We start from the raw sequence: 24,553 nt of genomic DNA, 5'->3' as shown, positions 1-24,553 counted from the left end.
GCGGTGTCCCGCGAGAAGTCGGCGCTGCTGTGGGGCGCGGTCGGGCTGTTGCTCGTGCTCGTCGGCGGGCAGGCGCTGGTGCTGGTCGGTCCGGGCCTGCCGTTCGGGTTCGCCGGGCTGTTCGCGCTCGCGGCGGTCGCGGGCGGGGTCGTGGCCGTCGCCGCCTATCGGTTCGAGTATCGACTGACGCGGAAGGGACAGGCTTAAAACTCACAGCGGGGAAGGATCGGTGCGAGCCAGGATGGCCGAGTGGTAAGGCGCACGCCTGGAAAGCGTGTTCCCCTATGGGATCCAGGGTTCAAATCCCTGTCCTGGCGTACTTCTCGGGTCGACAACGCGAACGAGCGTAGCGAGTGAGCCGTCGACCCGTGTATGCCCTTCCGACGGGGATTTGAAATAGACGAGTCGCAGCCTGCGCAGCGAGCGACGCGAGCCGTGGCTCCGTGAATCCAGCCGCTGACGGCGCCGATGGGGAGGGTCAGCCAGAACGTGGTGAGGGATCCGACGGCGCCGACGAGCAGACCGAACTCCACGGACACCCTCGGTCGGGAGGGGCTGCTGGCGATCGAGAGGGGGACGACCAGCAGCGTCGCGCCGACGTCGGTCAGTACCGTCGCGAGCAAGCCGGCGAGGGGCCCGCGGTACGACATCGACCCGGGAAGCAGTCGCCACGCCACGGCGCCGCCGGCGAAGTCGACTCGGACGACGAGTGAAATCGCCAGCAGCCCAGAGTGATCGCTCTCTCTAACCCACAGCGACCGCGAGATGGAACAGCCCGATGAGCGTGAACCCGGCCGCGACCAGCCGATCGCCCGGTCGGGATCCCATATGACGCTGTGTCACCGCGCGGAGGAACCACCAGCCAGCGATCCACACGAGCAGGTACGGTGCGAACCACGCCGCAAGCCAGCGCGACGCCAGTAGATCGACAACGCCGATCGAAACGAGGGTGTAGCTGACGGCGTGATTCATGATCTGCGCGATCCCGCGGAGATCCGACCGCTTCGTCCGGTATGTGACGACGAACAGATCAAGCGGACGCAACGAGTCTCCATCGAGCGGTATCGCGCCGTCAAAGTCCAGTAGCCACGGCATGGCAAAGTGAACGATCCCCAGAACAACGGTGAACGTGCCGCAGATGAGGAATCCGGCCGCGAGAACTGGATCGGGGACCATCAGTAGACAGGCATTTGACTGGAGGGATATTGGAAGTGGGCATTCTCTCGGTCTACAGCTTAGAACGGAGTAAGGTGGGTGTGCCGAGTACACGGTATCACAACGCTATTGAAACCCTATTTGATAGACATATCCCCGTCTGAAACAGCTGATCCCTGAAAACTGCTTAGCGATCACTCACGACTAACGATGAACTGGCCGATAATTCGCCCGGCTCCACGGCGAATCGTCTCGCTGGCACTCGATTTGTCCACACCAAATGCATCTGCCAGTTCAGCAAGGGTACACTCCCGGGGTACCTCGAAGTACCCACGGCGGTACGCGACAGTCACGTATTCCCACTGCCGGTCGGTCAGCAGGCTGTCCTGTTCATCAGTATGGACGAGCGTCAAGAGTTCGTAGTCGCGGTTGGTCTCCTCGAGTGCTGAGCCAAACGCCTCGAACTGTTTCTGTGTCGCGGTCAGGTCGAACTCCATCTCGCCGTTCTCGACGATGATCGGAAACTCCGGCGGGAGTGAGGAGTCCCAAAGGAACGCGTAGAGACTCTTCTCGTCGGCTTCGTACTGTCCGATGGCTCTGTGCTCGTCCACGTACAACTCGTCGTAGTTGAATATATCCGGGTGGGCCCGGATCACATCGGCGACTTGCTCCGGATCGTCGGCCCGTACTTCACCGAGTTCGAGCGCCCGATCACCCTTCGGGACGCCGGTGAGCAGTCGGAGCGTCGCTTCTGGAAACGACATTGACACCTCAGTGACCCAGATATCTTCGGACAGTGGCATGCGGAACCGTGCGCGAATCACGTCTCGCTCACCTGGTACGACCGACGTGACTGAAACGAAGCCATTGTAGCACACCCCTCCCGTTGTGTTAAAAAACAATCTCTTCACTAGCCCGTACTACGGTGCTCACATCTCCGGCTTGATCGCTCCGGTATCCCTAGTCACGGGGCGTTCCGGTACCACAGAACTGCCCCGTATATGGATCCGATGACGACTGATGCGATGAGTGCGAGCACGATCCCAAACGCAAGATAGCCGGCGACGGGATTCGCGTACGGCACCATCACGTCCTGTGGTGGTTCCACGGCCCACGGACTGATATGGAAGTACGCGAGCATCCCGGCACTGAACGCGAAGAACCCGGCCCAGTACCTGGCCTCGACACGCCGAGTCAGCGTCAGATAGATACTCATCACGAGCAGCGGATAGATGACAAGACTGTACGTAAACGCGTTCACCTCGGGAGTGATTGGCCAGCCGACGTGATTGCCGCGGATGATGTGATCGATATGATGTGCTATTCCCAGCACCGTCGGCACCAGTACGAACAGCGAAAACGCCCGCGTCAAGGTGGTGTCTGTCGTTGGCAGGTCGATCGGAAACGCGTCTTTGAGTTCCATATCTGGATATCGTCGGCTACCGCAGTCAGATTTTGCCCAACATGTTGGTTCGTGTTGAACAGATACGACGCGCAGTTATGAACGGTCGCTCGGCCGTTGCAGCCCAACATATTGGGCGAAGGCACACCCGGAAAGAACCTCTTTTCCATCACGATGTCGGACGACCACCATCGCACTGACGAACCTATCGAACAGAAGGTTGCTGCGGAACGTGACGAGGAGTTTGTCGTCTTTCATATCGGGGTCCGAATCAACGCGTTCTGGAAGATCCATCGTTGGCTGCCGATCCTCCTACTCGCGCCACGAATGGTTCGGGAACTCGTCTCGGATCCGGAATCGGGTCTACTCGGAAGCCGAACAGTAGTCGGGCCCGGTATCCGAAACGTCGGATTCATCCACTACTGGGACTCTTTTGAGGCCCTGCATGAGTACGCACGGGATAGTGATCGCCTCCATTACCCTGCTTGGCAAGACTACTACGAGGCCGGGAGGAAGGAGGATGCGGCCGTCGGAATCTGGCACGAGACGTTCATCGTGGGTCCTGACGAGTACGAGACGGTCTACAACAATATGCCACCCCACGGCCTTGCCGCGAGCGACGGCACGAAGATCGCCCCTGCATCGGGCCAACGGGATACGGCAGCAGGCCGATCGGGACATACTGACGGGACTGATTCCCCGCTCCGAGCAACCGACTCCGCGTGAGAATTGACTAGTGTGTCACCCGTACTTACCGAGGACCTCAACCCTATCACCAGCCGAGGATCGAACAGAGCCGGCTACCCGATTCCGACGATGCTCGCGTCGATTCGGACGGGAGGCCTGACATCGACGGGATGGCTGTGAAAGCCCCACCCGACTGCCGCCTCACCTTCCCCGGTCGATTCGCCCGTCGATCACGACTCACTCATCCCTGCATCAGCGTTCGCTGTGCTGTGCTCACACGGCCCTGTTCGCGTGACCGGAAGTCGGCCGACACGCGCCGTTCACGAGAGCACAGCCCTCGTGAACGACCGCAGAACGCTAATCGTCCGCCGACGGCGCCCGCTCCGGCGCGTCCAGCAGCGACTCCGCGTACCCCTCCAGCATCTCCTCGACGTACTTCGCGACCACGTCGACCTCGACGTGCACCGGATCGCCGACCTCCTTCCCGCCGAGGTTCGTCAACTCGTAGGTCGTCGGAATGATCGCCACGTCGAACTCGCCGTCGCGCTTCTCGGCGACGGTCAGCGAGATACCGTCGAGCGCGACCGAGCCCTTGTCGACGACGTAGCGCCCGAACCCCTCGGGGATGGAGAAGGTGAACCGCCAGTCCTCGCCCACGCGCTCGATCTCGGTGATCTCGGCGGTGGTGTCGACGTGTCCCTGCACCACGTGGCCGTCGAAGCGGCCGTCCGCGGCGAGCGCGCGCTCGATGTTGACCGCGTCGCCCTCGCGCAGGTCGTCGAGGTACGTCCTCGCGACGGTCTCGGCGGCGAGGAATACGGAGAACCACGAGCGGTCGTCGCCGGGGGCCGGGTCGTCCGCGTCGATCGCGCCGAACTCCTCGACGGTGAGACAGACGCCGCTGACGGCGATCGACTGGCCGTGATGGAGGTCGTCGAGCCCGCCGGCCGCGACGCGCAGGCGGAGCCCGTCGGGCGTCTCCTCGCGCCCGACCACCTCGCCGGCCGTCTCAACGATTCCGGTGAACATGCCCGACCGAAGTATCTCGCGAGCGGAAAGCGTTCCGATACCGAGACGGCCGCGGAGACGCGTGGACTTATTTGGGTCCGCCCGCGTCGACCGGTATGGACGCGATCGCGCGGCTGCGTTCGAGCTTCGTCGCGGGGCTGTTCGTCGTGCTCCCGTTGGCGGTGACGCTGTTCGTTCTCGACTGGGCGGTCGACCGGCTCACCGTCACGCTCGCGCCGGTCGTGAGCGGCACGGGCCTCGCCGAGGTGGCGGGCAACGAGGCGCTCGCGACGGCGCTGGCGATCGCGCTCGTCGCGCTGGTGATCACACTCGTCGGCTTCGTCGCCTCCCACGAGGCGGGGCGACGGCTGTTCGGCGGGTTCGAGCGGGGCGTTCGGCTCCTGCCGGTGATCCGGGCGGTGTACTTCGGCGTCCGGCAGGTGAGCGAGTCGCTGGCGACGCCCGGCGACGGCTTCGACCGCGTCGTCGTCGCGGAGTTCCCCCACGACGGCACGTGGTCGATCGGCTTCGTCACGAACCCCGCCCCGCGCAGCGTCCGCAGGGCGGCCGGCGAGGAGCTGATGACCGTCTTCTTCCCGCACAGTCCCAACCCGACCGCGGGGAAGCTCGTGATGATGCACCCCGACGACTACGCGGAGATCGACATGAGCGTCGCGCGTGGTCTCCGGCTGCTCGTCACGACGGGGCTGTCGGTCGACGACCCGAACCGGCTCCCCCCGGCGGTCTCCACGGCCGAGTGATTCCGGTGAGGGTGTCCGACGGCCGGACCCGGGCGACAGGGTTTCAACGCCCGCCGCTGTACCGACTCGCGTGGCGCTCGGCATCCTCGAACAGGTCGGACTCGCGGCGACGCTGATCTTCGCCCTCCCGGTCGCAGTCTACGGGATCCAGACCATACTCAACGGCGGAACCGTGTTCGGTACGCTGGCGCTGGTGATCGCGGTCCTGATGGTCGTGTTGCCCCGCCGGCTCACGAGTCCCGACGACGTGCCGGCGAAGGCGGCCGAGACGGCCGTCGGCGCCGTTGTCGACGAGCCCGACGACGCCGACGAGCGATAGCGCCGGGACCCGACTACTCGCGCTCGCGCGGTACCAGCGAGAACGGGTACTCCCCGAGGAACTCGAAGCCGTCGTCGGTGACGACGATCAGGTCCTCGAGGCGAACGCCGCCCTCCTCCGGGTCGTACACGCCCGGCTCGATCGTGACCACGTTGCCGCGCTCCAGTTCGTCGTCGCCCCCCAGCGACGGCCCCTCGTGGAGCGAGACGCCGACGCCGTGGCCCGTCGAGTGGGTGAACCCCACCTCGGGGGAGTCGACGCGGAAGCCGTGGGCCGCGAGTTCGGCGGCGGCCTCCTCGTGGACGGTCGAGGCCGGGACGCCGGCTGCGACCTCCTCGAGGGCGGCCTCCCGAGCCGCCTCGACCGCGAGGTAGGCCCGGCGCTCCCAGCCGCCGTCGGGGGCGACCGCGAACGTCCGCGTCACGTCGCCGTAATAGCCGTCGGGGCCGCGCGGCGACACGTCCAGCAGCACCGTCTCGCCCGGCCGGATCACGTCCGTGCCGGTGTAGTGCAGGTCGGCGGCGGTCGGTCCCGCGCCGATCACGGTGTTGTCGGCGTCGCGAACGCCGTGGGCCGCGAGCACCTCGTTCACCTGTCGCCGGAGGCGCTCCGTCGAGAGCACGCCGCCGTTCCAGCGCACCGCGCCGGCACCGTCGCCGCCCCCGGCCGCGTCGTCGCGTCCGTCCGCGGCGGCGTCGACGGTCGCCTCGGCGAGTATCTCCTCCGCGCGGGCGATCCCGCGGATCGCCGCGCGCTGGACGCGCCGCAGTCGGTCGATCTCCGCGTCGGTCTTGGTCTCCCGGGCGCGTGCGACGGCGTCGGTCGAGGCGACCTCGTAGCCCGCGCGTTCGAGGTAGACGGCGGCGTCGTGGGGGATCCCCCGCGGGACGAGCACGGTGCCCGACTCCGCGCCGCGGTCGGCGAGCGCGCCGGCGGCGCGAACGCCCGCCGGATCGCCTTGGTCGTCGACGCGGACCGCGTCGCCGGGGAACTCCCGCCGCGCCTGCTCGTCGAACAGCGCGGGCGCGCATAGTGAGGTGTGAACGCTGTCGCCGTCCGCTTCGGCGCCGTCGCGGTCGTCGTCACTGTCGCTCGCGGGCGTCGCCACGAACGCGTAGTCGCGGTCCGGACCGGAAAATCGAGTCAGCCACCGGAGGTCGTCGTCGAAGCGGTCGCCGACGGCGACGAACCCGACGGCGTCTCGCGCGGCGAGTTCGGCCGCGAGCGGCGCGTAGTCGGTGTCGAGCGCGTCGTCGGTTCCGGACGCGGGGCCGGCTCCTTGGCCGGGCATCTACGCTTCGACTTCGGGGTCGGGCGCCTCGACCTCCTCGACGATCTCGTCGACGATCGCCTGGGGGTCCTCCTCGCGGATCTCGTTGTGGAGGACGACCGAGATGGGGAGCGTCGGCGCGCCGGTGACGAGGTTCTCCATGAGGACGAGCCGCTCGCGAGCGCGGGACATGCCGACGTAGAACACCCGGCGCTCGTTGTTCGTGAGCACCGGCACGGGGCTGGTGGACTTGGTGAACTCCTCGCCGTCGACGCCGGTCACGTCGAGGCCCTGCTGCTCGGCCTGGGCGGCCATCTGTTCGACCACCTTCTCGGTGAGGTCCGTGTTGACGAACACGTGGTCGGCCTCGCGACCCTTCGCGGAGTGGATCGTGCCGAGGCGGACCCGGCTGGGGTCCTCGCCCTCGTAGTCGCCCGCGAAGTACGCCTTCACCGACTTCCGCTGGAAGCTGGTGATCTTGCGGGCCATGTCGGCGGCGGCGGGACCGTCGGGCATGAACGGGACGTACTCCTTCACGTCCTCGGGCGACAGCGGGATCTCCGCGAGGTCGTCCTCGTCGGCGGTCTCCTCCACGTCGTCGAGGAAGTCGTACAGCTCGTCGCGGTCGTTGCTGCCGAACGCCGAGTCCTGCAGGATGTCCGCGAGGCGTCGGGCCTCGAGCGCCGTCAGCGCCTCGCCCCTGTCGACCGCCTCGACCGCGCGGACGTAGTCGGTGAGCCGGTCGGTCCACATCCGCTGGTCGGTGAGACAGGAGAAGGGGATCCCCTCCGACATGAACTCGTCGATGAAGTCGAACATCTGGTAGCGCGCGCGGAACAGCACCATCACCGTCTCGTCGTCCGAGCTGCGGACGGTGTGGCGAACGTTCCGCACGAGGTCGAGCATCGACGGGGAGTCGACCGCCTCGACGGTGCCGCCCTCCTTTCGCGGCTTGAGGTCCTTCTCCTGTCGCTTGTCGATGTGCCGGATCTCCGTGTTGACGACGTTGAGGATGTTCGAGGGGAGCCGGTAGGAGTTCGGCAGCACCTCGTCGTTGTCGACCTCGGTGTCCAGCAGCAGCGCGGGGTCGGCGCCCTGCCAGGCGTACACGACCTGGTCGTCGTCGCCGGCGATGAGAGCCGACTCCATGTGCGGCTTCCACTCCTCGTACACGTCGTACTGGAGGGTCGTGATGTCCTGGAACTCGTCGATGACGAGGTGGTCGACGCTGGGGAGCAGCGAGCGCTGTGCCACCCGTTCGAGCATGTCGGCGAAGCCGACAAGCCCCTCGTCGCCCTTGTACGCGCGCCACGCCCGGATCGCCTCGGGCACGTCGAGGCGGTCGTCGTCGCCGGGCCACGTCGGGGTGTACTTGTTCCCCTCCTGTGCGTTCGGGTCGATATCGGGGGGCAGCCGGACCTCCTCCACGTCCCACTGGAACGGCACGTCGTACCAGTCGGCCACGTCGCGCTTCGTGCGCTGGAGCCACTGGGAGGTGGCGATCACCTTGTTCCCGAGCGTCGTCGACCGCGCGGTGCGGCGGCCGCCGCCGGAGTACTCGTCCTCGTACTCGACGCCGTAGTCGTCGCAGAACGCCTCCTTGTCGTCCTCCCCGACCACGTCGCCCCGGGAGAGGTTCAACAGCTCGTACGCCTTCGCGTGCATGGTACAGACGTTCCCCTGAAGGTGACGGGGGGTGGTGTCGAGACGTTCGGCGAGGCGCTCGCGCACCTCGGCGGCCGCCGCGCGCGTGTACGAGACGACGAGGATGTCGCGGACGTCCGCGCCCTCGTCGATGAGCCCCTCGACGCGGTCGAGGAGCGCGGTCGTCTTCCCGCTGCCCGGGCCACCGAACAGGCGGGTCACCGTCGGGTCGCTCATTACCGTTCCCTCTCGGGCGCGACTCATAAGCGCCGTGGCTTGCGCTCGCGAACGGACGCGTGTGGAACGGAGAACGCGATATCGATGCCTCGCGAGGGTCGAACCGACGGCCTCGGGCCGCGCGGTCGGCGACCGGGGCGGTTCTCCGGTCGAACAGTCGGCTCGCCCGGCCGTCAACTCGCGGCGCGGTCAGGGGGACGGCTCGGGTCGCCAGCCGCACACCGAGCACTCCACGGCGTCGTCGTCGTGCAGTCCCCCGCAGTCGGGACACTGCTTCTTGTTATAGGACTCCTCCCATCGGGCCGGCTCCACGTCGTGGCCGCGGCTGGTCAGGAACTCGTCGAACAGGTCGCCATCGGGGCTCGGTGCCGACGCCATACATGTTATGCTATACCACACCACTACATATACCTTCTGGCGAGTCTCTCGTTCGTGAAATCGCCGGAAGGGGGTTGGAACGCACGGAACGACGTCCGGAACCGGTCGGATCGCGGTTCACCGGTGGCGATCCGATCCGTCGTGAGCGGTCGGGGTCGGCAGTGAGCGATCCGGTCGGCCGTGGGCGGATCCGAGTTCCCGGGGAACGTGACCGTCGCGCCTCGTCCGTCGCTCAGAGGTCGTACAGATCGCCGAACTTCCGTTCGACGTAGTCGAGGAAGTACTCGGCCGTCAGCGGCTCGCCGGTCGCCTCCTCGACCAGCTCGTCGGTCGGATACCGCCGGCCGTGGCTGTGAACGTGTTCGGTCATCCACTCCCACAGCGGTTCGAGGTCGCCCTCGCGGATCAGCGCGTCCACGTCGCCCAGGTCCTCGCGCATCGCGTGGTCCAACTGCGCCGCCAGCACCGACCCGATGGTGTACCCCTGGAACGCGGCGAAGCGGCTGCTCCAGTGGATGTCCTGCAGACAGCCCTCGGCGTCGGTGTCGGGGACGACGCCGAGGTAGTCGTCCATCTTCTCGTTCCAGACCCGCGGGACCTCCTCGATCGAGAGGTCGCCCTCGACGACCGCGCGGTCGATCTCACACCGGAGGATGATGTGGAGGTGGTAGGTGAGCTCGTCGGCCTCGACGCGGATCAGGTTGTCCGGGTAGATCTGGTTCACCGCCTCGTACGCCTCCCGCGCGGTCGCGTCGGTGCCGAGGTGGTCGTTGGCCTCGTCGACGAACCCCTCCCAGAACGGCTCGGTTCGGGCGACGTGGTTCTCCCAGAACCGCGACTGCGACTCGTGGACGCCGGAGGACAGCGACGCGCCGATCGGCTCGCCGAAGCGGCCGTCCGGCAGGCCCAACTCGTAGCTCGCGTGGCCGAACTCGTGGACCGTCGCGGTGAACGCGTCCATCGGGTCCTCGGGCTTGAACCGCGTCGTGATCCGCGCGTCGAACTGGTTGCCGGAGGTGAACGGGTGGGCGGACACGTCCAGTCGACCGCGGTCGTCGGGGTAGTTCAGCAGGTCCAGTACCGCCTCCGAGAGCCCGCGCTGGGTCCCCTCGTCGTACGGACCCGCCGCGACGAACGGCGACGCGAGATCGGCGTCCGAGGCCTCGATCTCCTCGATGAGCGGCACGAGCCCCGCCTTCAGTTCCTCGAATATCTCCTCCAGCCGCTCCAGCGGGAGGTACGGCTCCCCGTCCTCGTACATGACCTCGTAGGCCGGCCGGTCGGGCGCGATCGCCTCCGCGCGCTCGACTTGGAGGTCGCGAAGCGTCTCCAGCGCGGGCGCGAAGTGGCCGAAGTCGTCGTCGGCCTTCGCCTCCTTCCACACCTGCTGGCTGTGCGAGCGGTGCTCGGTCAGCTCCTCGACGAGCGACTCGGGCACCGAGCGGTTGCGCTCGTGGCGCCGCCGGATCTCGCGGACGTTCGCCGCGCGCTCGTCGTCGAGGTCGGCGTCCTCGGCGGCGTCGAGCGCGTCGGCCATCTCGTCGCTCGTCAGCTTCTCGTGGGTCGTCGCCGACAGCGCCGCGAGCTGTTTCCCGCGGGCGGCGGTGCCGCCGGTCGGCATCGTCACCTGCTGGTCCCAGTAGAGGACGCCGCTGCCGCTCTCGAGGTGCGAGACGCGGGCGTATCGGTCCATCAGATCGCGATACGCGTCGGGGGCGTCGTCGGTGACCGTCGAGTCGAGGTCGGCGGATGGAGGTGCCATGCGCGTGGGTGTGTGCCCCGCGCTATCAAGGTCCGGGTGGCCCGCACGGATGGCCGACTTCCGCGTCGCGGACGGCTACCGATCCCCGGCGAACGTCGCCGCGCCGTCCTCGACGACGACGCCCCGTCGGAGCACGCCGTCGAGGGCCCAGCCGGCCGTGTACGCGAGCGCGACGAACACGGCGTAGCCGGCGACCAGCGAGATCAGCTCGTTCGTCGTCGCCGCGCCGGCGCCGAACGCCGCCGTCGACAGCGCGGTGAGGAGGCCGGTAGCGACGAGGACGCCGACGATATCACGCCCGTAGACGGACAGCGACGACGCCGCGACGCCGCCGGCGGCGACGCAGGCACCGACGAGTGCGGCGTCCGCGAGCGCGGCCGGGTCGAACACGCTCTCGGGCGCTCCCCACGAGACGCCGAGAACCAGTTGCACGCCGACGGCGCCGGCGGTCCAGAGGACGAACTGGCCGAGCAGGGAGCGGGGAGCCCGGGTCATCGATTCGGGGTCGGTGAGTGAGCGAGTAGGTGAGCGAGTGGATGGGTGTGGTGGGCGCTGAGGATGCGGTGTCGGTCGGTGACTGGGTTACTCCCGAAGCTCGCGCACGCGCTCGATGTTCCACGCGAAGGACTTGCCGTCCTCGGTGGGCGTCTCCAGCACGAGGGGCACGTCGCGCAGGTCCTCGTGGTTGATGAACGTGCGCATGCCCTCCTCGCCGATGAGTCCCTCGCCGACGTGGGCGTGCTCGTCCTTGTTCGTCCCGCACTCGTGTTTGGAGTCGTTGAGGTGGACGCACTCCAGGTGCTCCAGCCCGACGACCTCGTCGAGTTCCGCGATCGTCTCCTCGACGCCCTCCGCCGTCGAGAGGTCGTAGCCCGCGGCGAACGCGTGGGCCGTGTCGAGGCAGACGTCCAGGTCCTGCTCGGAGCGTTCCAGCACCGCCGCGAGGTGCTCGAAGTCGCCGCCGAGCTTGGTGCCCGAGCCCGCGTCCGACTCGACGAGCACGGTCACGCCGTCCGGGATGTCGAGTTCGTCGAGGGCGCTCGCGGCGTTGTCGAGCCCCTGATCGACGCCCGCGCCGGTGTGGGCGCCCAGATGGACGTTGACGTACGGGATGTCGAGCTTCGCGGCGGCGTCGACTTCCTCCTGCATGGAGTCGACCGACTTCTCGCGGAGGTCGTCCTTCGGCGTGCAGAGGTTCACGAGGTACGACGAGTGGATGACCCACGGGCCGACGCCGTGTTCGTCGCTCGCGGCGCGGAACCGCTCGGCCTCGTCGTCGTCGATGTTCGGGCTCTGCCACACCTGCGGGGAGTGAGTGAAGATCTGGCCGCAGTTGCCGCCGTCGTCGACCAGCGCGTCGACCGCGTTGTACGTGCCGCCGGCGATGGACTCGTGGGCTCCGATCCGGAGCGTCGCGTCGCTGTCTGCGCTCATACCCACTGGTGGCGAGTCGGGGGGCAAAGCGGCTTCGGAAGCGGCCGCTCGCGGGAGTTCGCAGACGCCCCGGCGGTCACGGAAGTTCTCAACCGCGAGAGGTGGATGCGCACGCTTATTCCCCGAGCACCCGCAGGTCCGTCGAATGCTATCGTCCGATCCGCCGCAGGCTCCGGGCGACCCGCTCGACGTGGGCGATCCGGCCCCGGAGTTCGCCGCGACGCTCGTCACGCCCGAGGGGGAGACGCGCGAGACGTCGCTCTCGGAACTACTCGACAAGCCCGTCCTCCTCAGCTTCTACACGGTCGATTTCAGCCCCGACTGTATCGAGGAGTGGTGTGCCTTCCGCGACTTCGACTGGTTCGCCTCCGGCGAGGAGGTGAACGTCGTCGGCGTCTCGAAGTCCGGCCCACGCCTGCATCGCCAGTTCATCGACCGCCTGAACCTCGGGTTCCCCCTGTACGCCGACACCGACCTGTCGATCTCGGAGTCGTTCGGCGTCGCCTACCGGACGTTCGGCCTCTTTCGCCGCTCGCGGCGCTCGTGCTTCCTGATCGACGAGGACGGCGTGATCCGCTACCGCTGGCTCGGCGAGCACTGGCTCGACCCGACGCGCGACACGCCGCCGGTCGCGGAGATCCACGAGGCGGTGCGAGCGGAACTGGGCGAGGTGCCCGAGACGTTCGGCTTCTGACTCGGCCGCGCGCTCGCCGTCGGCGAGACCGAGTACGACGCCGACGTGGGCGACGCGACCGCGGTCGTCGCCGCCGGCGACGCAGTCAACGACCCCCGGGACGCTCGCGAACCCAGCCGTCGTCGCGGTACTTCTCGTCCGCGACCTCCTCGGCGCGCGCGAGTTCGTCGTCGGTCCACTCGCCCTCCTCGGCGCCGGCCCACGTCGCCAGCGCGTCCTCGAACGCGGCGACTGCCTCCTCGCGGGTCGCGTCCGCGTAGTCGGTGATCCCGCCGACGCGCTCGGCGAACCGCTCCTCGCTCACGCCGTGGTCGCGGAAGACTGCGAGGTGATCGCTCGGCTTCGCGTCGAACGTGACCGAGCCGTGCTGGATGACGCTCTCCTCGCGGCGGTACTGGGCGTTGCCCGACAGTTTCCGCCCCGCACCCCCGTCGGCGCACACGTCGTGGGCCGGGTGGAGAGCGCGGAGGTAGCACGCGGGCTGATAGATCGCCGGGCGCTCCTCGTCGGCGTAGTCGGCGTCGACGCCGAGCGCACGGAACGCGGCGAGGACTGGCTCACACAGGAGGTGGTAGGCGTCGAGGAGTTTCCCCGGAAGCTCCGCGGCGGGCGCCGTGATCGAGTAGGAGATGTCGCCGTCGTGATCGTGATAGATGCCGCCGCCGCCGGTCTGGCGACGCGTCACGTCGACCCCGGCGTCGGCGCAGCGGTCCCAGTCGACAGTCTCCGGCTCCTGGGCGTAGCCCATCGAGAGACACGTGGGATCCCAGCGGTACACGCGGACCGTGCGGGGACCGCCCGCCGCGGCGGTCTCGGCGGCGACCTCGTCGAGCGCCATGTTCAGCGGTCCGGGTCGGGACTCCTCACGGATCAGGCGCCACTCCCGGTCCGCGAGCGGGCCCGCGGAGCCGTCGCCTGACCCGACCGCATCGCCCTCGGCGTCCGAATCGCTCATGGCGGGAGTCCGGCGTCGGGGGCCAAAGAGCCGCCGGTCGCGAGCCGACGGACCGAGGATCGAGCGTAGGCGACCGGTGAGTCGGGGGACAGCGGGCTGGCGACCGACGGTCGGCGTTCGGGACGTCGATCGGTTCCCGCCACGAACCCCTTTTCACCTCGCGGCGACGACACACGGGTAATGGTCGGGAACGTCGCCGAGACGATGGCCGAGCTCGAGCCCGAGGACTTCTATCTCCTCTCGGGCGTCGAGCAGGGCATGCGTTTCTCGGAGTGGGTGAACGTCGAGAAGATCCCGGGGTACGCCGGGCTCTCCGAGGAGAACGCCGAGTACCGGATCGACCGCTGTTCGGATCGCGACCTGATCCGGCGCAAGACGATCCAGTACGAGGGGTACCAGCTCACGTTCATGGGATATGACGCGCTGGCGCTGCACACGTTCGCCGAGCGCGAGACGGTCACCGGGATGGGGTCGTCGCTGGGCGTCGGGAAGGAGAGCGACGTGTACGAGGTGGAGACGTACCGCCCGATGGCGCTGAAGTTCCACCGCGAGGGGTACACCAACTTCCGCGAGGTGAACAAGGAGCGCGACTACACCAGCGACAACAACCACGTCTCCTGGCAGTACACCGCGCGCAAGGCCGCCGAGCGCGAGTACGGCGCGCTGGAGGACCTGTACCCGCAGGTGTCGGTGCCGCGGCCGATCGACCACAACCGTCACGCGATCGTGATGGAGAAGCTCCCCGGTCCGGAGCTGGCGAACGCGAAGCTCCGCTCCGAGCAGGTCGTCGGCGTGCTCGACCTGATCCTCCGCGAGATGGATCTGGCGTATCGCGCGGGCTACGTCCACGCGGACATCTCCGAGTACAACGTCGCCGTCAGCGACGACGGGATCGTGATCTTCGACTGGCCCCAGTCGGTCGAAACTGACCACGAGAACGCCGACGAACTGCTCGCGCGCGACGTGGACAACATCGTGAGCTACTTCGTTCGGAAGTATCCGAGCGAGACCCCTGACGTCGACGCCGACGCCGTCGCCGACGCGATCGTCGACGGCGAGTTCGAGTCGGTGCGGGCGTTCGCGGGATCCGAGGCGTAGGCGCCGAACGCACGGCCCTGCGGCGGACTTTTCAGGGATCGTCGCGAGCACCGGGCCGTGAACGAACTCGTCGCGGCGGCGCTGCTCGTCGGCGCCGTCTGGTCCCCACGCCTTCTCGATCGCTATCCGAAGCCGATCGTTCGCCCGGTCGTCGCGGCCGTCGGAACGCTCGCGCTCGCGTACGGCGGCCGGGAGTTCCTCCGCGGGCTCGGCGGCGGTTACTACTGCTGCTCGCAGGGCTACTACGCGTTCGCCGGCGCAGTGCTCGTCGTCGCCGGCTGGGTCGCGCTCGTGCCCGCACTCGGCATCGCCGAGCGGATCGGTCCGCGCCTGTTCGACGGTGACGACTCGAAACGCAGCCCTTAACAGCGCCTGCGCGGAACGATCCGTAACTCGCTGGCAGGTGGGCCGCCAGTGGGCACCCGGTACGCCGGGACGAAATGTGACCGCTCGGGGGTTCCCCGACGCGGTTGAATCGCAAGCGCCCGCGGAGACCACCAATGGCACGAAGCTTCTACTCCCACATCAAGGAAGCCTGGCGGAACCAGGACGAGGGCAAGCTCGCGGAACTGCAGTGGCAGCGCAAACAGGACTGGCGCGACGAGGGCGCCATCGTCCGCATCGACCGACCGACCCGCCTCGACAAGGCGCGCGAGCTCGGCTACAAGGCCAAGCAGGGCGTCGTGATGGCGCGCGTCTCCGTCCGCAAGGGCGGCGCACGCAAGCAGCGCCACAAGGCGGGCCGCCGAACGAAGCGGCAGGGCGTCAACCGCATCGGTCGCCGGAAGTCGATCCAGCGCATCGGCGAGGAGCGCGTCTCGCGGAAGTACCCGAACCTTCGCGTGCTCGCCTCCTACCCCGTCGGGCAGGACGGCTCCCAGAAGTGGACCGAAGTGATCCTCGTCGACCCCGAGCACCCCGCGATCCAGAACGACGACGAGCTCAACTGGATCTGCGACGACTCCCAGAAGGGCCGCGCGTTCCGCGGTCTCACGAACGCGGGCAAGAACAACCGCGGCCTGAGTCAGCGCGGCAAGGGTACCGAGAAGACTCGCCCGTCCATCTCGCGCGGCGACCGCGGCGGCAAGTAACGGCCGCGACGCGACCGGATCCACGTTCTTTCGACGCCACGCCGCACAGCGGCGGCCACAGCCTTTGCCTCCCTACTGTCGCCAGCACCGGCTCTCCCCGTGGCTGCCACGTGTCGAGGAAGTGCTAAGGGCGTCTGTCCCCGACCACCGTCCGATGGAGCCAGCGGACCGACCGGCGCCGACCGCCGACTGGCGCGCGTTCGTCTCGACCCTCCGGCGCCAGTACCGTGCGGCACGGACGCGGACGACGATGACGGTCGTCGCGCTCACCTCGACGGTGTTCCTCCTGCAGGCGGTCGCGGCGTGGGCCACGGGGGCGCCGTCGATCCGCGCGCTGACTGCGTTTCTCTATCTCGAGGGCGGCGACGCGGTCCTCCTCCTGTCGCCGTTTCTCCACCGGGGCGCCCCGCACTTCCTCTCGAACGTGCTCGTCCTGCTGGTGCTCGCGCCCCAGGAACGACACTTCTCGCCCGGGGGCTACTGGGTGTTCCTGCTCGGGGGGCTCGCGCTCGCGCTCGGCGTCGGCTACGCGGTGCTGTCGGCGTACAGCCCGGCGTCGAACGTCGCCGTCTACGGGATCAGCGGGCTCGGCTACGCGCTCGGCGGGTTCGCGTTGACGCGGGCGGCTGGGAACCCCGAGGACCGCTCCGAGTTGGACCTGATCGCCGCCGTGATCGGCGTCTCGTCGGTCCTCACGGTCGCGGTCGACCTCCTCACGAACCTCCCGGGGGCGCCCGCGGCGGTGAACGGCGGACACCTCACCGGCCTCGTCTTCGGCCTGCTCGTCGGCGCGCTGTGGCGCGGTCCCCCCGACGGATCGCGGGAGACCGACGCCTCGTAGTGCTCGCTCCCGCCCGAACTCAGTAGTCGCCCAGCGACGCCTGCCCGCCGGAGTCGCCGTCGGCGAGCCCAGCGAGCTCCGCCGCCGTCCGAACCGTCTCCTCGAAGGCGTCGGCTTGACTCCGGTCGTACAGCGTCGCCGCCGGATGGAGACACACCAGCAGGCGGACCGCGGTGTCGCCGACCCGGGCGTCGAACACCTCGCCGGACTCGCTCGTCACGGCGACCGAGCGACCGAGGAGGTGCTGGGAGGGTACCTTCCCGAGCGTGACGACGAGCTCGGGATCGACGCGCGCGAGCTCCTCGGCGAGATACCCGCGGCAGTCCTCCAGCTCGTCGCTGTGGGGGTCGCGGTTGTCCGGCGGACGACAGCGCACGCAGTTGGTGATGCGAACGTCGGCGCGGGCGAGGCCGGCGTCGCGCAGCGCGTCGTCCAGCACCGTTCCCGAGCGGCCGACGAACGGCTCCCCCTGCTCGTCCTCGTTCGCACCCGGCGCCTCGCCGACGAACACGAGGTCGGCGTCGGTCGGCCCGGCCCCGTTGACGATCCGCGATCGCGACTCCACGAGCGCCGGACAGCGCTCGCAGTCCGACACGCACAGATCCGCGTCCAGCGACTGCTCGCTCATACGCGAACCCGGCCCGCCGCGGAGGTAAACCTACTCGTCTCGACCGTCGTTCGGCGCCGACTCCGGTGCGGTGTTCGAGGAGGCGTCCGTGCGACGATCGGCGTACGAACGGCCGGCGCGCGCCGCGAGTCGCGCCACGCGGAGGGGCTCCGGGCGACCCTGTCCGTCGGGGGTGTGGGCGGCGACGATCCGGCGAGCCGCGGCGGCGTCGACGCCGACGGGGCGGACCCACAGGTCCGGTTCGCGCTCGTCCTCCGGACCGCCGCCGCTCCCGTCGCTGTCGACCTCGTCGCCGCCGACTCCGCCGCTCCCGTCGCCGTCGAGGGACACCGGTTCCCGATCGGGAAGCGACTCGTAGACGGCCAGTCGGCGGTCGAGCGCCCCGCCCGAGAAGTGCTCGCGGAGGTGCGGTCCCAGCCCCGCGCTCGCCTCGAACGAGACCGCGAGGACGGGTCGGTCGGCGGCCTCGTGGACGCGGCGGAGATCGATCAGGTTGAACCACGCCGGAGCGACGCCGGCGAGCAGGAGGTGGCGCGCGTCCGGGCGGCCGAGCCGGTCGACGCAGTCGACGACGGCGGCGGTCGCGTCGCTCCCGCCGACGGTGCACGTCGAAAACGAGAGTCCGTCGACCACGCGGTCGGCCCGGACGACCGCGGCCGCGACCGTCGCGCGCGCCGGCGGGTACTCGTCGGATCGCCCGTCGGCCGAGACGGCGACGCCGAGCGCGCGGGTTCCGGGGTTCACGACGTGGTCCGGCACGATACGACGGCGTCCGACGATCTCGCGGCCGTCAGTCCTTGATGTCCTCGAGCTTGTCGAGGAGCTCGTCGTTCGAGGCTTCGAACTCGAACTCGATGTCGCCGTCGTGGTCGGCCTCGCCGCCGTCCACGGTGTCCTGATCGAGATCCGAATCCAACTGCTGGTTCTCCTGTTCGGATTCGTCGTAGCTTCCGAAGCCCATACCATCTGTACGTAGCCGATACCGACAGAAATATCTGGGGGTCGGTCCGGTCGACGCGACGGCTCCGCGACCGCGTCGCTGCCGCGGCAGGTCGGCTTTTACGCGCGGCGCCACAGCGTTCGACCATGGACGCGGTCAACGTCACGGCCGACGCCGAGGAGTTCACCTGCAACGCGTACCTCGTCGACGGCGCGGTGCCGACGCTCGTGGACGCGGGGACGATGCCGGGCGTCGTCGACGTGCTGACAGAGCACACCGACGACCTCGATCGGGTGGTTCTCACGCACCAGCACCACGACCACGTGGGCGAGTTGGACGCGGTGCTCGACGCGTTCGACGCCGAACTGTACGCCCACGGCGATCACCCGCGGCGCGACCACGCGCTCGACGACGGCGACGAGGTCGAGATCGGCGACGAGACGGCGGAGGTCGTGTACACGCCGGGGCACGCCACGGACCACGTCTCGCTGGTCGGGGAGACCGCGCTGTTCTCCGGCGACGTGGTCGTGTACAACGACGGCGCGTTCGACGACGGCTCGTTCGGCCGAACCGACATGGCGGGGCAGTCGCGCGAGCGACTCATCGAGAGCCTTCGGGACCTGCTCGACCGGCTCCCCGACTCCGTCGAGTCGCTGTACGCGGGTCACGGCGACGCGTTTCACGCCGAGGCCGGCGGCGACTCCGTTCGCGACGTGATCGAGCGGGCGCTTGCGCGCGCCGAACGCCGCGAGCCGAAGTATCCGGAGGAGTAGCACGCGCTCGGCGTCGCCCATGATGGGTCGGTAGCCGCGGGGGGCGGTAGCCACGCAGAACCGGTAGCCCCGCAGCTGGCGACACAGCGGATCGGAGGAGTGGGCGGCGTTTCCGGGCGTGACGCCCGATCGTCGAGTTATGCGGTGCGCGGTTCCTTCGCCTTCGGGCGGAGGTTCCCGTAGCCGCACTTGCGACAGTTGTCCGCGCGCTTCGGGTTCCGGGCGTTGCACCGCATGCAGACGAGTTTATCGAGCGTACGGCGCTCGGCCGCCTCGAAATTTGCCATACGTGTCGAAAGCGGCCGCGCCCGTGTTAACGGTTGCGAGTCGGACCGGGACCCCCACCGTGGCGGTCGTCGTCATGGAAGCCCGGCGGACCCCCGTGCGGCCAACCGGTGTCGGCGGCCGTCCGGCCCTACGCGCCGGCCTGCGCGAGCGCCTCCTCGAGGTCCTCGCGCTGGGTGACGCCGACGAAGCGGTCGACGACGCCGTCGTCGTTCTCGACGATGAGGGTCGGGAGGGAGCGCACCTGATACTGGTTCGCGATCTCCTGTTCCTCCTCGACGTCCACCTTCTCGAAGCTCACGTCGGGGTAGTCCTCCTCGAGCTCGTCGAGGATCGGGTCCTGGGTCTTACAGGGGCCACACCAGTCCGCGTAGAAGTCCTTGAGTCGAACGCTCATACCGACCGCCAGTTGCGACGGGCCGCGCATAAGGATTACTCACTGGCCGTTCCGACGGTCGGCCGCCACCGATCCGGCCACGTGCGAGCGCCGGTCGAAAGGCTTAGGCCGGCGACTCACGATGACCCGGATATGAGCAGCGGACAAAACAGCGGCGGCCTGATGTCCAGCGCGGGGCTCGTCCGCTACTTCGACGCGGAGGACCGCAACGCGATCCGGATCGACCCGAAGACCGTCGTCGCCTTCGGGCTCCTCTTCGGCATCCTCGTGTTGATCCTCGGGTTCGCGTTCTGACTCGGTCCGAACGACAGCTTTTCACTCGCAGCCCGTCGATTCTCTCCCATGAACGCGGGCGTTATCGCCGTCCAAGGCGACGTCTCGGAGCACGCCGACGCGGTCCGCCGCGCGGCCGCGAGCCACGGCGTCGACGTGGAGGTCGTCGAGATCCGCGACGCCGGCGTCGTCCCGGAGTGTGACGTGTTGCTCATGCCCGGCGGGGAGTCGACGACGATCTCTCGGCTGCTGCGTGAGGAGGGAATCGACGAGGAGATACGCGCGCACGTCGCCGCCGATAAGCCGCTGCTCGCGACGTGTGCGGGGCTCATCGTCGCGTCCCGCGACGCCAAGGACGACCGGGTGGCGACGCTCGACGTGCTCGACGTGAGCGTCGACCGCAACGCGTTCGGTCGACAGGCGGACTCCTTCGAGGCGCCGCTGTCCGTGGTCGGGCTCGACGAGCCGTTCCCGGCGGTGTTCATCCGCGCGCCCGTCATCGACGAGGTCGATGAGGAAGTCGAGGTGCTCGCCGAGTGGGACGGCGACCCGGTCGCCGTCAAGCAGGGCTCGGTGATCGCCACCTCGTTCCACCCCGAATTGACGCCCGACTCCCGGATCCACGATCTGGCGTTCTTCGGGCAGGAACACGCGGCGCTCCCCGTGGACGCCGACGCGGACGCGGGGGTCGACACGTGAGCGACGACGCCGCGGCCGACGCGGACCCCGAGGTACCCGACGACGACGTCGCCCCGGAGTCGGCCGCGGTCGCCGACGAGGAGGTGCTCGACGCGCTGTTCGCGACGATCGAGGACCGAAAGGAGCGCCTCCCCGAGGGCTCGTACACCGCCTCCCTGTTCACCCACGAGAAGGGCGAGAACGCGGTGCTCGAGAAGATCGGCGAGGAGGCGACCGAGACGATCCTCGCGGCGAAGGACGACGACGTCGAGGAGCTGACCGCGGAGGCGGCAGACCTCGTCTACCACCTGCTCGTGCTGTTCGCGCGGAAGGACCTCGACGTGGCGGACCTCCGTACGGAGCTGCGCGACCGCTTTTGAGCCCCGGACGCCGCTCTGACTCGCCGGTGTCGTGTGGAAGTTCTGACGGACCCGGTGTCCTTATCGGGGTCGCCGGCGCACGGCGGGGTATGCAGGCAGTCACGCTCGGTCCCGCCGGTACGTACTCCCACCGCGCCGCGCGGGCCGTCGCCGACGACGTCGCCTTCCGCGAGTCGGTCACGGCCATCGTCGAGGCGGTGGCCGACGGCGAGTACGACCGCGGCGTCGTTCCCGTCGAGAACAGCATCGAGGGCAGCGTCACCGAGAGCCTCGACGCGCTCACCGAGGCCGAGGTGTCCGTCGTCCGCGAGATCGTCACGCCGATCCGCCACGCGCTGTTGGCGCAGGCGGAGACGTTCGACGTGGTCGCCTCGCACTCCCAGGCGCTCGCACAGTGCCGCGACTACCTGGAGCGCGAGTACCCCGACGTCCGACAGGAGGCGGTCGCCTCCACGGCCCGCGGCGTCGAGCGCGCCCGCGAGGACGCGTCGGTCGCCGGCATCGGCCACCCCGCGAACGCCGTGGCCGACGACGGCGGCGTCGACCTTCGCGTGCTCGCGGAGGACATTCAGGACCAGTCGTCGAACGCGACCCGGTTCCTCGTCGTCGCGCCCGAGGCCGAGCGGAGCGAGGCCGGCGGGAAGAGCTCCGTCGTGGTGTACCCGGGCGCGAACTACCCGGGGCTGTTGCTGGAGGTCCTGGAGGCGTTCGCCGACCGCGACGTGAACCTCTCGCGCATCGAGTCGCGCCCGAGCGGCGAGCGCCTCGGCGACTACCTGTTCCACATCGACTTCGAGGCCGGAATGTACGAGGACCGCGCCCGGGCGGCCGTCGACGACGTGGCGGCGATCGTCGACGACGGCTGGGTCCGCGTGCTGGGGTCCTACGACACCGAGCACGTCGTCTCGTAGCGTCGGCTCCGGACTGTCCTCGATCGCGGTCGGATCCGTCCCCGCCGGTCCACTCCCTCCGACGGCGTTCGGTGGCTGACAGGCGACGCCTCGACCCGCCGCTTCCCGACGGCGGCGTCGCACACCCGCTGCCCGCCGGGGGCCGTACTTACCGCACGGCGTCCGTGGTCCCGTCATCCGGTTTCAATCCTCGCCTATTCCGACCCTTCCCCGGCGACAGGCTCAAGCCGCCTACCGGTCTACTCGTCGACATGACGGAACGGACGCCGTTCGACGACGTCACCGACCTGCTCGAACAACTGGGCGAGGAACTGGACGAGGTCGACACGACGCTGGGGAACCCCGGTCGTGGCGACGTACCGGTCGACCTGCTCGAGCGCGACGGCGAGTTCGTCGTGGTCGCAGACCTCCCGGGGTTCGGCGACGAGGACGTCGAGGTGACCGTCTCCGGCCGCACGCTGACGCTGCGCGCGGAGTCCGACGACGAGGAGACGAGCGCCGGGGCGGCTCCCGACGGACAGTACCACCGCCGCGAGCGGCGTCGTCGCTCTGTGACGCGACGAGTGCAGCTTCCCGACGAAGTGAACGAGTCGGAGGCGACCGCCACCTACGACCACGGGGTGTTGACCGTGACGCTGCCGAAGCGGGAGCCGGACTCGGGGGATGGGACGCAGATCGACGTCGAGTGAACGATCGACGTAGGGGATCGAGACGTCGGTCGGCGGTGCGGACGACGCGCCTCTGCGCCGTCAGTCCGCCGTCGCGACCTCGCCGGCGTGGTACGCCTCGGCGTAGTCGACGAAGTTGCTCAGGACCTGCAGGCCGGTCTCGCCGCTCTTCTCCGGGTGGAACTGTGTGCCCACGACGTTGCCGGCCTCGTTGGCGGCGATGGCGGCGAAGCGTCGCCCGTACTCGCAGGAGGCGATGGTGCGGTCGGTCACGTCCGCGCAGTACGAGTGGACGAAGTACGCGTAGTCGCCCTCGCTGATCCCGTCCATGATGGGGTGGTCGCGCTCGGGGGTGAGCTCGTTCCAGCCCATGTGCGGCACCTTCACGGAGTCGGGGAGCCGCTCGACGCGCCCCGGAATGAGGCCCAGCCCCTCGACGGTCTGGCCCTCGGACGCGCCCTCGGTGCTCTCCTCGTACATGAGCTGGAGCCCGACGCAGACGCCGAGGATCGGCGTGTCCTCGGCCTTCTCGATCAGCACGTCGTGGAACGGCTCGGAGTTGGCGACGCACTCGCGGAAGGCGCCCACTCCCGGGAGCACGAGCGCCTCCGCGTCGCGGATCGCGTCGGGGTCGTCGGAGACCGCAACGTCCGCGCCGGCCCGTTCGAGCCCGCGGCGAAGGCTTCGGAGGTTGCCGACGCCGTAGTCGATGACGGTGACGTTCATACCGGACGTGGGGCGTGGCCGGTGAAAACCGTTGCCCGTCGGTGTCCGGTCCGCGGGTACCGGCGTCGGGGAGACCGATCATGGGCCGTGAAGCGAGCTACCACGCGTCCAGCGGTGTTTAATACCTGACGAGACGTGGTATAACTCGGTGATATTCCATGAGTAACATGACTCCCTTCGACGATATGAACCGGATGTTCGACCGTATGTCCCGCAACGTCGGGCGGATGGACTTGGGCGAGTTCGACCGGATGCGACGCTCGGGCGTCGACGTCGACGTGGCCGAGTACGACGACGAGGTCGCGGTGATGGCCGACCTCCCGGGCTTCGAGACGGAGGACATCGACCTGACCGTCCGCGACGGCGTCCTCTCGATCCGCGCCGAACGCGAGATCAGCCGCGACGAGGGCGACGACGCCGGCGCGTACCTGCGCCGCGAGCGCCGTTCCGAGTCGATGCGCCGGTCGATCACCCTCCCCGCCGAGATCCACGAGGACGACGCGAGCGCGACCTACGCCAACGGCGTGCTCACCGTCACCCTCCCCAAGGTCCACGCGGACGAGGAGGGCGACGAGGGCCACCGGATCGACGTGAACTGATCCGACGGCGGTCGCGACCCCGTTTCTGACGATTTCTCCCCCGTCGTTCTCGTCCTCGCTAGTGCCCCGTCGTCACTTCCCGACCGATCCGGTCGCCCACGTTCTCGACCGACTCCCGCCAGTCCTCGGGCAGGTCCCCGCCGCGTCTCGGCGGGTCGATCCCGAGCGTGACCGCCGTGAACGTCGCGGCCGGCACCGTCTCGGCGACCCGTTCGCCGACGAAGACGGCGTTACGTCGCTTCGTGCTCACTCCCCCCGACGCGAGGTCGTAGTAGCGACTGAACAGTTGGACGACGTGGACGGAACCGAACGACGACGCCAGGTCCGTCTCCGCGAGTTCGCGGAACAGTTTCACCGTGTTGTTCGCGGGATCGGCCCGACGCCACTCCAGTTCGACGAGCACGAGCGCGTCGCCCACGCCCGCCACGTCGACCGGGGTGTCGCCGACGACGTGCTCCTCGTGCCACTCGTACCCGGGAAGCGCACACGCGAGGCGTTCACGTAAGTGGTGTTGGACCCGGTTCGCCGCCTCGCCCATGGTCCGCCCTCTCCGGGCACG

The 24,553-nt window shown here is 68.8% G+C and carries 34 protein-coding genes and 1 tRNA gene; 17 read left to right on the top strand and 18 right to left on the bottom strand.

From position 1 onward, the window contains the following. The first annotated feature begins 3 nt into the window (after nucleotides 1-3). Both GRX01_RS14605 and GRX01_RS14600 read left to right on the top strand, forming a co-directional pair. The gene (locus GRX01_RS14605) at nucleotides 4-207 is read left to right on the top strand and encodes a hypothetical protein (RefSeq protein WP_201289614.1); all 204 of its coding nucleotides are present in this window, start codon (nucleotides 4-6) and stop codon (nucleotides 205-207) included. Between the two features lie 28 nt (nucleotides 208-235). Beyond that, nucleotides 236-317: transfer RNA gene (locus tag GRX01_RS14600), tRNA-Ser, on the top strand. A 427-nt stretch (nucleotides 318-744) separates the two neighbouring features. Here the strand turns inward: GRX01_RS14600 and GRX01_RS14595 are convergent. The 3 genes from GRX01_RS14595 to GRX01_RS14585 form a co-directional block, all read right to left on the bottom strand. Further along, nucleotides 745-1,176 carry a hypothetical protein gene (locus GRX01_RS14595; protein ID WP_159669037.1) on the bottom strand — a complete coding sequence of 144 codons (432 nt, stop codon included), beginning with the start codon at nucleotides 1,174-1,176 and terminating at the stop codon, nucleotides 745-747. Nucleotides 1,177-1,349: 173 nt separating this feature from the next. After that, entirely contained in the window at nucleotides 1,350-1,919 is a 570-nt protein-coding gene (locus GRX01_RS14590; protein WP_201289613.1) for a helix-turn-helix domain-containing protein, read from the bottom strand. Between the two features lie 200 nt (nucleotides 1,920-2,119). Next, entirely contained in the window at nucleotides 2,120-2,578 is a 459-nt protein-coding gene (locus GRX01_RS14585) for a hypothetical protein (protein WP_159669031.1), read from the bottom strand. A 153-nt stretch (nucleotides 2,579-2,731) separates the two neighbouring features. Here GRX01_RS14585 and GRX01_RS14580 point away from each other — a divergent pair, with 153 nt between their 5' ends. Continuing rightward, nucleotides 2,732-3,283 (top strand): DUF4188 domain-containing protein, encoded by a 552-nt coding sequence (locus tag GRX01_RS14580; protein ID WP_159669028.1) that lies wholly within the window; start codon nucleotides 2,732-2,734, stop codon nucleotides 3,281-3,283. A 318-nt stretch (nucleotides 3,284-3,601) separates the two neighbouring features. Here the strand turns inward: GRX01_RS14580 and GRX01_RS14575 are convergent, their stop codons facing one another. Beyond that, complete coding sequence (locus GRX01_RS14575) at nucleotides 3,602-4,273, bottom strand: riboflavin synthase (protein WP_159669025.1); 672 nt, start codon at nucleotides 4,271-4,273, stop codon at nucleotides 3,602-3,604. A 95-nt stretch (nucleotides 4,274-4,368) separates the two neighbouring features. On the opposite strand from GRX01_RS14575, the gene GRX01_RS14570 reads away from it, so the two are divergent. Then, nucleotides 4,369-5,013: a DUF502 domain-containing protein gene (locus tag GRX01_RS14570; RefSeq protein WP_159669022.1), complete on the top strand. Its 645-nt coding sequence runs from the start codon at nucleotides 4,369-4,371 to the stop codon at nucleotides 5,011-5,013. A gap of 70 nt (nucleotides 5,014-5,083) precedes the next feature. Next, nucleotides 5,084-5,332, top strand: a complete 249-nt coding sequence (locus GRX01_RS14565; RefSeq protein WP_321168133.1) for a DUF7533 family protein — start codon at nucleotides 5,084-5,086, stop codon at nucleotides 5,330-5,332. Between the two features lie 13 nt (nucleotides 5,333-5,345). Here the strand turns inward: GRX01_RS14565 and GRX01_RS14560 are convergent, their stop codons facing one another. From GRX01_RS14560 to GRX01_RS14535, 6 genes are all read right to left on the bottom strand, one after another. Further along, the gene (locus GRX01_RS14560) at nucleotides 5,346-6,623 is read right to left on the bottom strand and encodes a M24 family metallopeptidase (RefSeq protein ID WP_159669019.1); all 1,278 of its coding nucleotides are present in this window, start codon (nucleotides 6,621-6,623) and stop codon (nucleotides 5,346-5,348) included. Further along, the gene (locus GRX01_RS14555) at nucleotides 6,624-8,483 is read right to left on the bottom strand and encodes a UvrD-helicase domain-containing protein (protein ID WP_159669016.1); all 1,860 of its coding nucleotides are present in this window, start codon (nucleotides 8,481-8,483) and stop codon (nucleotides 6,624-6,626) included. A 189-nt stretch (nucleotides 8,484-8,672) separates the two neighbouring features. Further along, nucleotides 8,673-8,861 carry an HVO_0416 family zinc finger protein gene (locus tag GRX01_RS14550; RefSeq protein WP_159669013.1) on the bottom strand — a complete coding sequence of 63 codons (189 nt, stop codon included), beginning with the start codon at nucleotides 8,859-8,861 and terminating at the stop codon, nucleotides 8,673-8,675. Nucleotides 8,862-9,093: 232 nt separating this feature from the next. Then, a complete protein-coding gene (locus tag GRX01_RS14545; protein WP_159669010.1) occupies nucleotides 9,094-10,623 on the bottom strand; it encodes a carboxypeptidase M32 in 1,530 nt (509 codons plus the stop codon). Between the two features lie 75 nt (nucleotides 10,624-10,698). Continuing rightward, the gene (locus GRX01_RS14540) at nucleotides 10,699-11,118 is read right to left on the bottom strand and encodes a hypothetical protein (protein WP_159669007.1); all 420 of its coding nucleotides are present in this window, start codon (nucleotides 11,116-11,118) and stop codon (nucleotides 10,699-10,701) included. A gap of 87 nt (nucleotides 11,119-11,205) precedes the next feature. Continuing rightward, nucleotides 11,206-12,057, bottom strand: coding sequence for a deoxyribonuclease IV (locus GRX01_RS14535; protein WP_159669004.1), 852 nt, complete (start codon nucleotides 12,055-12,057; stop codon nucleotides 11,206-11,208). A gap of 145 nt (nucleotides 12,058-12,202) precedes the next feature. Between GRX01_RS14535 and GRX01_RS14530 the strand changes: the two genes are divergently transcribed. After that, nucleotides 12,203-12,751, top strand: coding sequence for a peroxiredoxin family protein (locus GRX01_RS14530; protein ID WP_159669001.1), 549 nt, complete (start codon nucleotides 12,203-12,205; stop codon nucleotides 12,749-12,751). An 85-nt stretch (nucleotides 12,752-12,836) separates the two neighbouring features. Here GRX01_RS14530 and GRX01_RS14525 read toward each other — a convergent pair whose 3' ends face one another. Beyond that, nucleotides 12,837-13,706, bottom strand: coding sequence for a lipoate--protein ligase family protein (locus tag GRX01_RS14525; RefSeq protein WP_159668998.1), 870 nt, complete (start codon nucleotides 13,704-13,706; stop codon nucleotides 12,837-12,839). Between the two features lie 180 nt (nucleotides 13,707-13,886). Here GRX01_RS14525 and GRX01_RS14520 point away from each other — a divergent pair, with 180 nt between their 5' ends. The 4 genes from GRX01_RS14520 to GRX01_RS14505 all read left to right on the top strand — a co-directional run bounded on the left by GRX01_RS14520 (nucleotide 13,887) and on the right by GRX01_RS14505 (nucleotide 16,736). After that, a complete protein-coding gene (locus GRX01_RS14520; protein ID WP_159668995.1) occupies nucleotides 13,887-14,804 on the top strand; it encodes a serine/threonine-protein kinase RIO2 in 918 nt (305 codons plus the stop codon). Between the two features lie 57 nt (nucleotides 14,805-14,861). Then, on the top strand, nucleotides 14,862-15,170 hold the full coding sequence (locus GRX01_RS14515) for a hypothetical protein (RefSeq protein ID WP_159668992.1): 309 nt from the start codon (nucleotides 14,862-14,864) through the stop codon (nucleotides 15,168-15,170). A 134-nt stretch (nucleotides 15,171-15,304) separates the two neighbouring features. Further along, complete coding sequence (locus tag GRX01_RS14510) at nucleotides 15,305-15,895, top strand: 50S ribosomal protein L15e (RefSeq protein WP_159668989.1); 591 nt, start codon at nucleotides 15,305-15,307, stop codon at nucleotides 15,893-15,895. 154 nt (nucleotides 15,896-16,049) lie between these two features. Continuing rightward, nucleotides 16,050-16,736: a rhomboid family intramembrane serine protease gene (locus tag GRX01_RS14505; RefSeq protein ID WP_159668986.1), complete on the top strand. Its 687-nt coding sequence runs from the start codon at nucleotides 16,050-16,052 to the stop codon at nucleotides 16,734-16,736. 19 nt (nucleotides 16,737-16,755) lie between these two features. Here the strand turns inward: GRX01_RS14505 and GRX01_RS14500 are convergent, their stop codons facing one another. From GRX01_RS14500 to GRX01_RS14490, 3 genes are read right to left on the bottom strand one after another with little or no spacing between them, the layout of a single operon-like run. Continuing rightward, on the bottom strand, nucleotides 16,756-17,364 hold the full coding sequence (locus GRX01_RS14500) for a uracil-DNA glycosylase (RefSeq protein ID WP_159668983.1): 609 nt from the start codon (nucleotides 17,362-17,364) through the stop codon (nucleotides 16,756-16,758). Between the two features lie 30 nt (nucleotides 17,365-17,394). Beyond that, entirely contained in the window at nucleotides 17,395-18,108 is a 714-nt protein-coding gene (locus tag GRX01_RS14495) for an endonuclease dU (protein WP_321168140.1), read from the bottom strand. A gap of 46 nt (nucleotides 18,109-18,154) precedes the next feature. Then, a complete protein-coding gene (locus GRX01_RS14490) occupies nucleotides 18,155-18,325 on the bottom strand; it encodes a DUF5786 family protein (RefSeq protein ID WP_159668980.1) in 171 nt (56 codons plus the stop codon). A gap of 125 nt (nucleotides 18,326-18,450) precedes the next feature. Between GRX01_RS14490 and GRX01_RS14485 the strand changes: the two genes are divergently transcribed. Further along, entirely contained in the window at nucleotides 18,451-19,077 is a 627-nt protein-coding gene (locus GRX01_RS14485; protein ID WP_159668977.1) for an MBL fold metallo-hydrolase, read from the top strand. Between the two features lie 137 nt (nucleotides 19,078-19,214). Here the strand turns inward: GRX01_RS14485 and GRX01_RS14480 are convergent, their stop codons facing one another. Beyond that, nucleotides 19,215-19,364, bottom strand: coding sequence for a 50S ribosomal protein L40e (locus GRX01_RS14480; RefSeq protein ID WP_159668974.1), 150 nt, complete (start codon nucleotides 19,362-19,364; stop codon nucleotides 19,215-19,217). A 128-nt stretch (nucleotides 19,365-19,492) separates the two neighbouring features. Beyond that, nucleotides 19,493-19,759, bottom strand: a complete 267-nt coding sequence (locus GRX01_RS14475; RefSeq protein ID WP_159668971.1) for a thioredoxin family protein — start codon at nucleotides 19,757-19,759, stop codon at nucleotides 19,493-19,495. A gap of 132 nt (nucleotides 19,760-19,891) precedes the next feature. Between GRX01_RS14475 and GRX01_RS14470 the strand changes: the two genes are divergently transcribed. From GRX01_RS14470 to GRX01_RS14450, 5 genes are all read left to right on the top strand, one after another. Then, a complete protein-coding gene (locus GRX01_RS14470) occupies nucleotides 19,892-20,053 on the top strand; it encodes a preprotein translocase subunit Sec61beta (RefSeq protein WP_073306607.1) in 162 nt (53 codons plus the stop codon). A gap of 48 nt (nucleotides 20,054-20,101) precedes the next feature. After that, a complete protein-coding gene (pdxT, locus tag GRX01_RS14465) occupies nucleotides 20,102-20,731 on the top strand; it encodes a pyridoxal 5'-phosphate synthase glutaminase subunit PdxT (RefSeq protein ID WP_159668969.1) in 630 nt (209 codons plus the stop codon). Nucleotides 20,732-20,814: 83 nt separating this feature from the next. After that, on the top strand, nucleotides 20,815-21,090 hold the full coding sequence (hisE, locus tag GRX01_RS14460) for a phosphoribosyl-ATP diphosphatase (RefSeq protein ID WP_321168139.1): 276 nt from the start codon (nucleotides 20,815-20,817) through the stop codon (nucleotides 21,088-21,090). 89 nt (nucleotides 21,091-21,179) lie between these two features. Beyond that, nucleotides 21,180-22,001: a prephenate dehydratase gene (pheA, locus tag GRX01_RS14455; RefSeq protein ID WP_159668966.1), complete on the top strand. Its 822-nt coding sequence runs from the start codon at nucleotides 21,180-21,182 to the stop codon at nucleotides 21,999-22,001. A 251-nt stretch (nucleotides 22,002-22,252) separates the two neighbouring features. Next, on the top strand, nucleotides 22,253-22,690 hold the full coding sequence (locus GRX01_RS14450) for an Hsp20/alpha crystallin family protein (protein ID WP_159668963.1): 438 nt from the start codon (nucleotides 22,253-22,255) through the stop codon (nucleotides 22,688-22,690). A gap of 60 nt (nucleotides 22,691-22,750) precedes the next feature. Here GRX01_RS14450 and hisH read toward each other — a convergent pair whose 3' ends face one another. Continuing rightward, a complete protein-coding gene (hisH, locus tag GRX01_RS14445; RefSeq protein ID WP_159668959.1) occupies nucleotides 22,751-23,395 on the bottom strand; it encodes an imidazole glycerol phosphate synthase subunit HisH in 645 nt (214 codons plus the stop codon). A 158-nt stretch (nucleotides 23,396-23,553) separates the two neighbouring features. Between hisH and GRX01_RS14440 the strand changes: the two genes are divergently transcribed. After that, on the top strand, nucleotides 23,554-23,994 hold the full coding sequence (locus GRX01_RS14440) for an Hsp20/alpha crystallin family protein (RefSeq protein ID WP_159668955.1): 441 nt from the start codon (nucleotides 23,554-23,556) through the stop codon (nucleotides 23,992-23,994). Nucleotides 23,995-24,052: 58 nt separating this feature from the next. Here the strand turns inward: GRX01_RS14440 and GRX01_RS14435 are convergent, their stop codons facing one another. Next, the gene (locus tag GRX01_RS14435; protein WP_159668952.1) at nucleotides 24,053-24,532 is read right to left on the bottom strand and encodes a hypothetical protein; all 480 of its coding nucleotides are present in this window, start codon (nucleotides 24,530-24,532) and stop codon (nucleotides 24,053-24,055) included. Nucleotides 24,533-24,553 lie beyond the last annotated feature (21 nt).

It is taken from the genome of Halobaculum saliterrae (assembly GCF_009831625.1).
Taxonomy (GTDB): Archaea; Halobacteriota; Halobacteria; order Halobacteriales; family Haloferacaceae; genus Halobaculum; species Halobaculum saliterrae.
Note: the sequence above shows the minus strand (reverse complement) of the source record. Positions and strands in the feature narration are given on the sequence as shown.

Bases quoted from the DNA above. Each gene is read 5' to 3' on its own strand.
- GRX01_RS14595 (WP_159669037.1), bottom strand. From the start codon at position 1,176: ATGGTCCCCGATCCAGTTCTCGCGGCCGGATTCCTCATCTGCGGCACG.
- GRX01_RS14590 (WP_201289613.1), bottom strand. From the start codon at position 1,919: ATGTCGTTTCCAGAAGCGACGCTCCGACTGCTCACCGGCGTCCCGAAG.
- GRX01_RS14585 (WP_159669031.1), bottom strand. From the start codon at position 2,578: ATGGAACTCAAAGACGCGTTTCCGATCGACCTGCCAACGACAGACACC.
- GRX01_RS14580 (WP_159669028.1), top strand. From the start codon at position 2,732: ATGTCGGACGACCACCATCGCACTGACGAACCTATCGAACAGAAGGTT.
- GRX01_RS14575 (WP_159669025.1), bottom strand. From the start codon at position 4,273: ATGTTCACCGGAATCGTTGAGACGGCCGGCGAGGTGGTCGGGCGCGAG.
- GRX01_RS14570 (WP_159669022.1), top strand. From the start codon at position 4,369: ATGGACGCGATCGCGCGGCTGCGTTCGAGCTTCGTCGCGGGGCTGTTC.
- GRX01_RS14560 (WP_159669019.1), bottom strand. From the start codon at position 6,623: ATGCCCGGCCAAGGAGCCGGCCCCGCGTCCGGAACCGACGACGCGCTC.
- GRX01_RS14555 (WP_159669016.1), bottom strand. From the start codon at position 8,483: ATGAGCGACCCGACGGTGACCCGCCTGTTCGGTGGCCCGGGCAGCGGG.
- GRX01_RS14550 (WP_159669013.1), bottom strand. From the start codon at position 8,861: ATGGCGTCGGCACCGAGCCCCGATGGCGACCTGTTCGACGAGTTCCTG.
- GRX01_RS14545 (WP_159669010.1), bottom strand. From the start codon at position 10,623: ATGGCACCTCCATCCGCCGACCTCGACTCGACGGTCACCGACGACGCC.
- GRX01_RS14540 (WP_159669007.1), bottom strand. From the start codon at position 11,118: ATGACCCGGGCTCCCCGCTCCCTGCTCGGCCAGTTCGTCCTCTGGACC.
- GRX01_RS14535 (WP_159669004.1), bottom strand. From the start codon at position 12,057: ATGAGCGCAGACAGCGACGCGACGCTCCGGATCGGAGCCCACGAGTCC.
- GRX01_RS14530 (WP_159669001.1), top strand. From the start codon at position 12,203: ATGCTATCGTCCGATCCGCCGCAGGCTCCGGGCGACCCGCTCGACGTG.
- GRX01_RS14525 (WP_159668998.1), bottom strand. From the start codon at position 13,706: ATGAGCGATTCGGACGCCGAGGGCGATGCGGTCGGGTCAGGCGACGGC.
- GRX01_RS14520 (WP_159668995.1), top strand. From the start codon at position 13,887: ATGGTCGGGAACGTCGCCGAGACGATGGCCGAGCTCGAGCCCGAGGAC.
- GRX01_RS14510 (WP_159668989.1), top strand. From the start codon at position 15,305: ATGGCACGAAGCTTCTACTCCCACATCAAGGAAGCCTGGCGGAACCAG.
- GRX01_RS14505 (WP_159668986.1), top strand. From the start codon at position 16,050: ATGGAGCCAGCGGACCGACCGGCGCCGACCGCCGACTGGCGCGCGTTC.
- GRX01_RS14500 (WP_159668983.1), bottom strand. From the start codon at position 17,364: ATGAGCGAGCAGTCGCTGGACGCGGATCTGTGCGTGTCGGACTGCGAG.
- GRX01_RS14490 (WP_159668980.1), bottom strand. From the start codon at position 18,325: ATGGGCTTCGGAAGCTACGACGAATCCGAACAGGAGAACCAGCAGTTG.
- GRX01_RS14485 (WP_159668977.1), top strand. From the start codon at position 18,451: ATGGACGCGGTCAACGTCACGGCCGACGCCGAGGAGTTCACCTGCAAC.
- GRX01_RS14480 (WP_159668974.1), bottom strand. From the start codon at position 19,364: ATGGCAAATTTCGAGGCGGCCGAGCGCCGTACGCTCGATAAACTCGTC.
- GRX01_RS14475 (WP_159668971.1), bottom strand. From the start codon at position 19,759: ATGAGCGTTCGACTCAAGGACTTCTACGCGGACTGGTGTGGCCCCTGT.
- GRX01_RS14470 (WP_073306607.1), top strand. From the start codon at position 19,892: ATGAGCAGCGGACAAAACAGCGGCGGCCTGATGTCCAGCGCGGGGCTC.
- pdxT (WP_159668969.1), top strand. From the start codon at position 20,102: ATGAACGCGGGCGTTATCGCCGTCCAAGGCGACGTCTCGGAGCACGCC.
- pheA (WP_159668966.1), top strand. From the start codon at position 21,180: ATGCAGGCAGTCACGCTCGGTCCCGCCGGTACGTACTCCCACCGCGCC.
- GRX01_RS14450 (WP_159668963.1), top strand. From the start codon at position 22,253: ATGACGGAACGGACGCCGTTCGACGACGTCACCGACCTGCTCGAACAA.
- hisH (WP_159668959.1), bottom strand. From the start codon at position 23,395: ATGAACGTCACCGTCATCGACTACGGCGTCGGCAACCTCCGAAGCCTT.
- GRX01_RS14440 (WP_159668955.1), top strand. From the start codon at position 23,554: ATGAGTAACATGACTCCCTTCGACGATATGAACCGGATGTTCGACCGT.
- GRX01_RS14435 (WP_159668952.1), bottom strand. From the start codon at position 24,532: ATGGGCGAGGCGGCGAACCGGGTCCAACACCACTTACGTGAACGCCTC.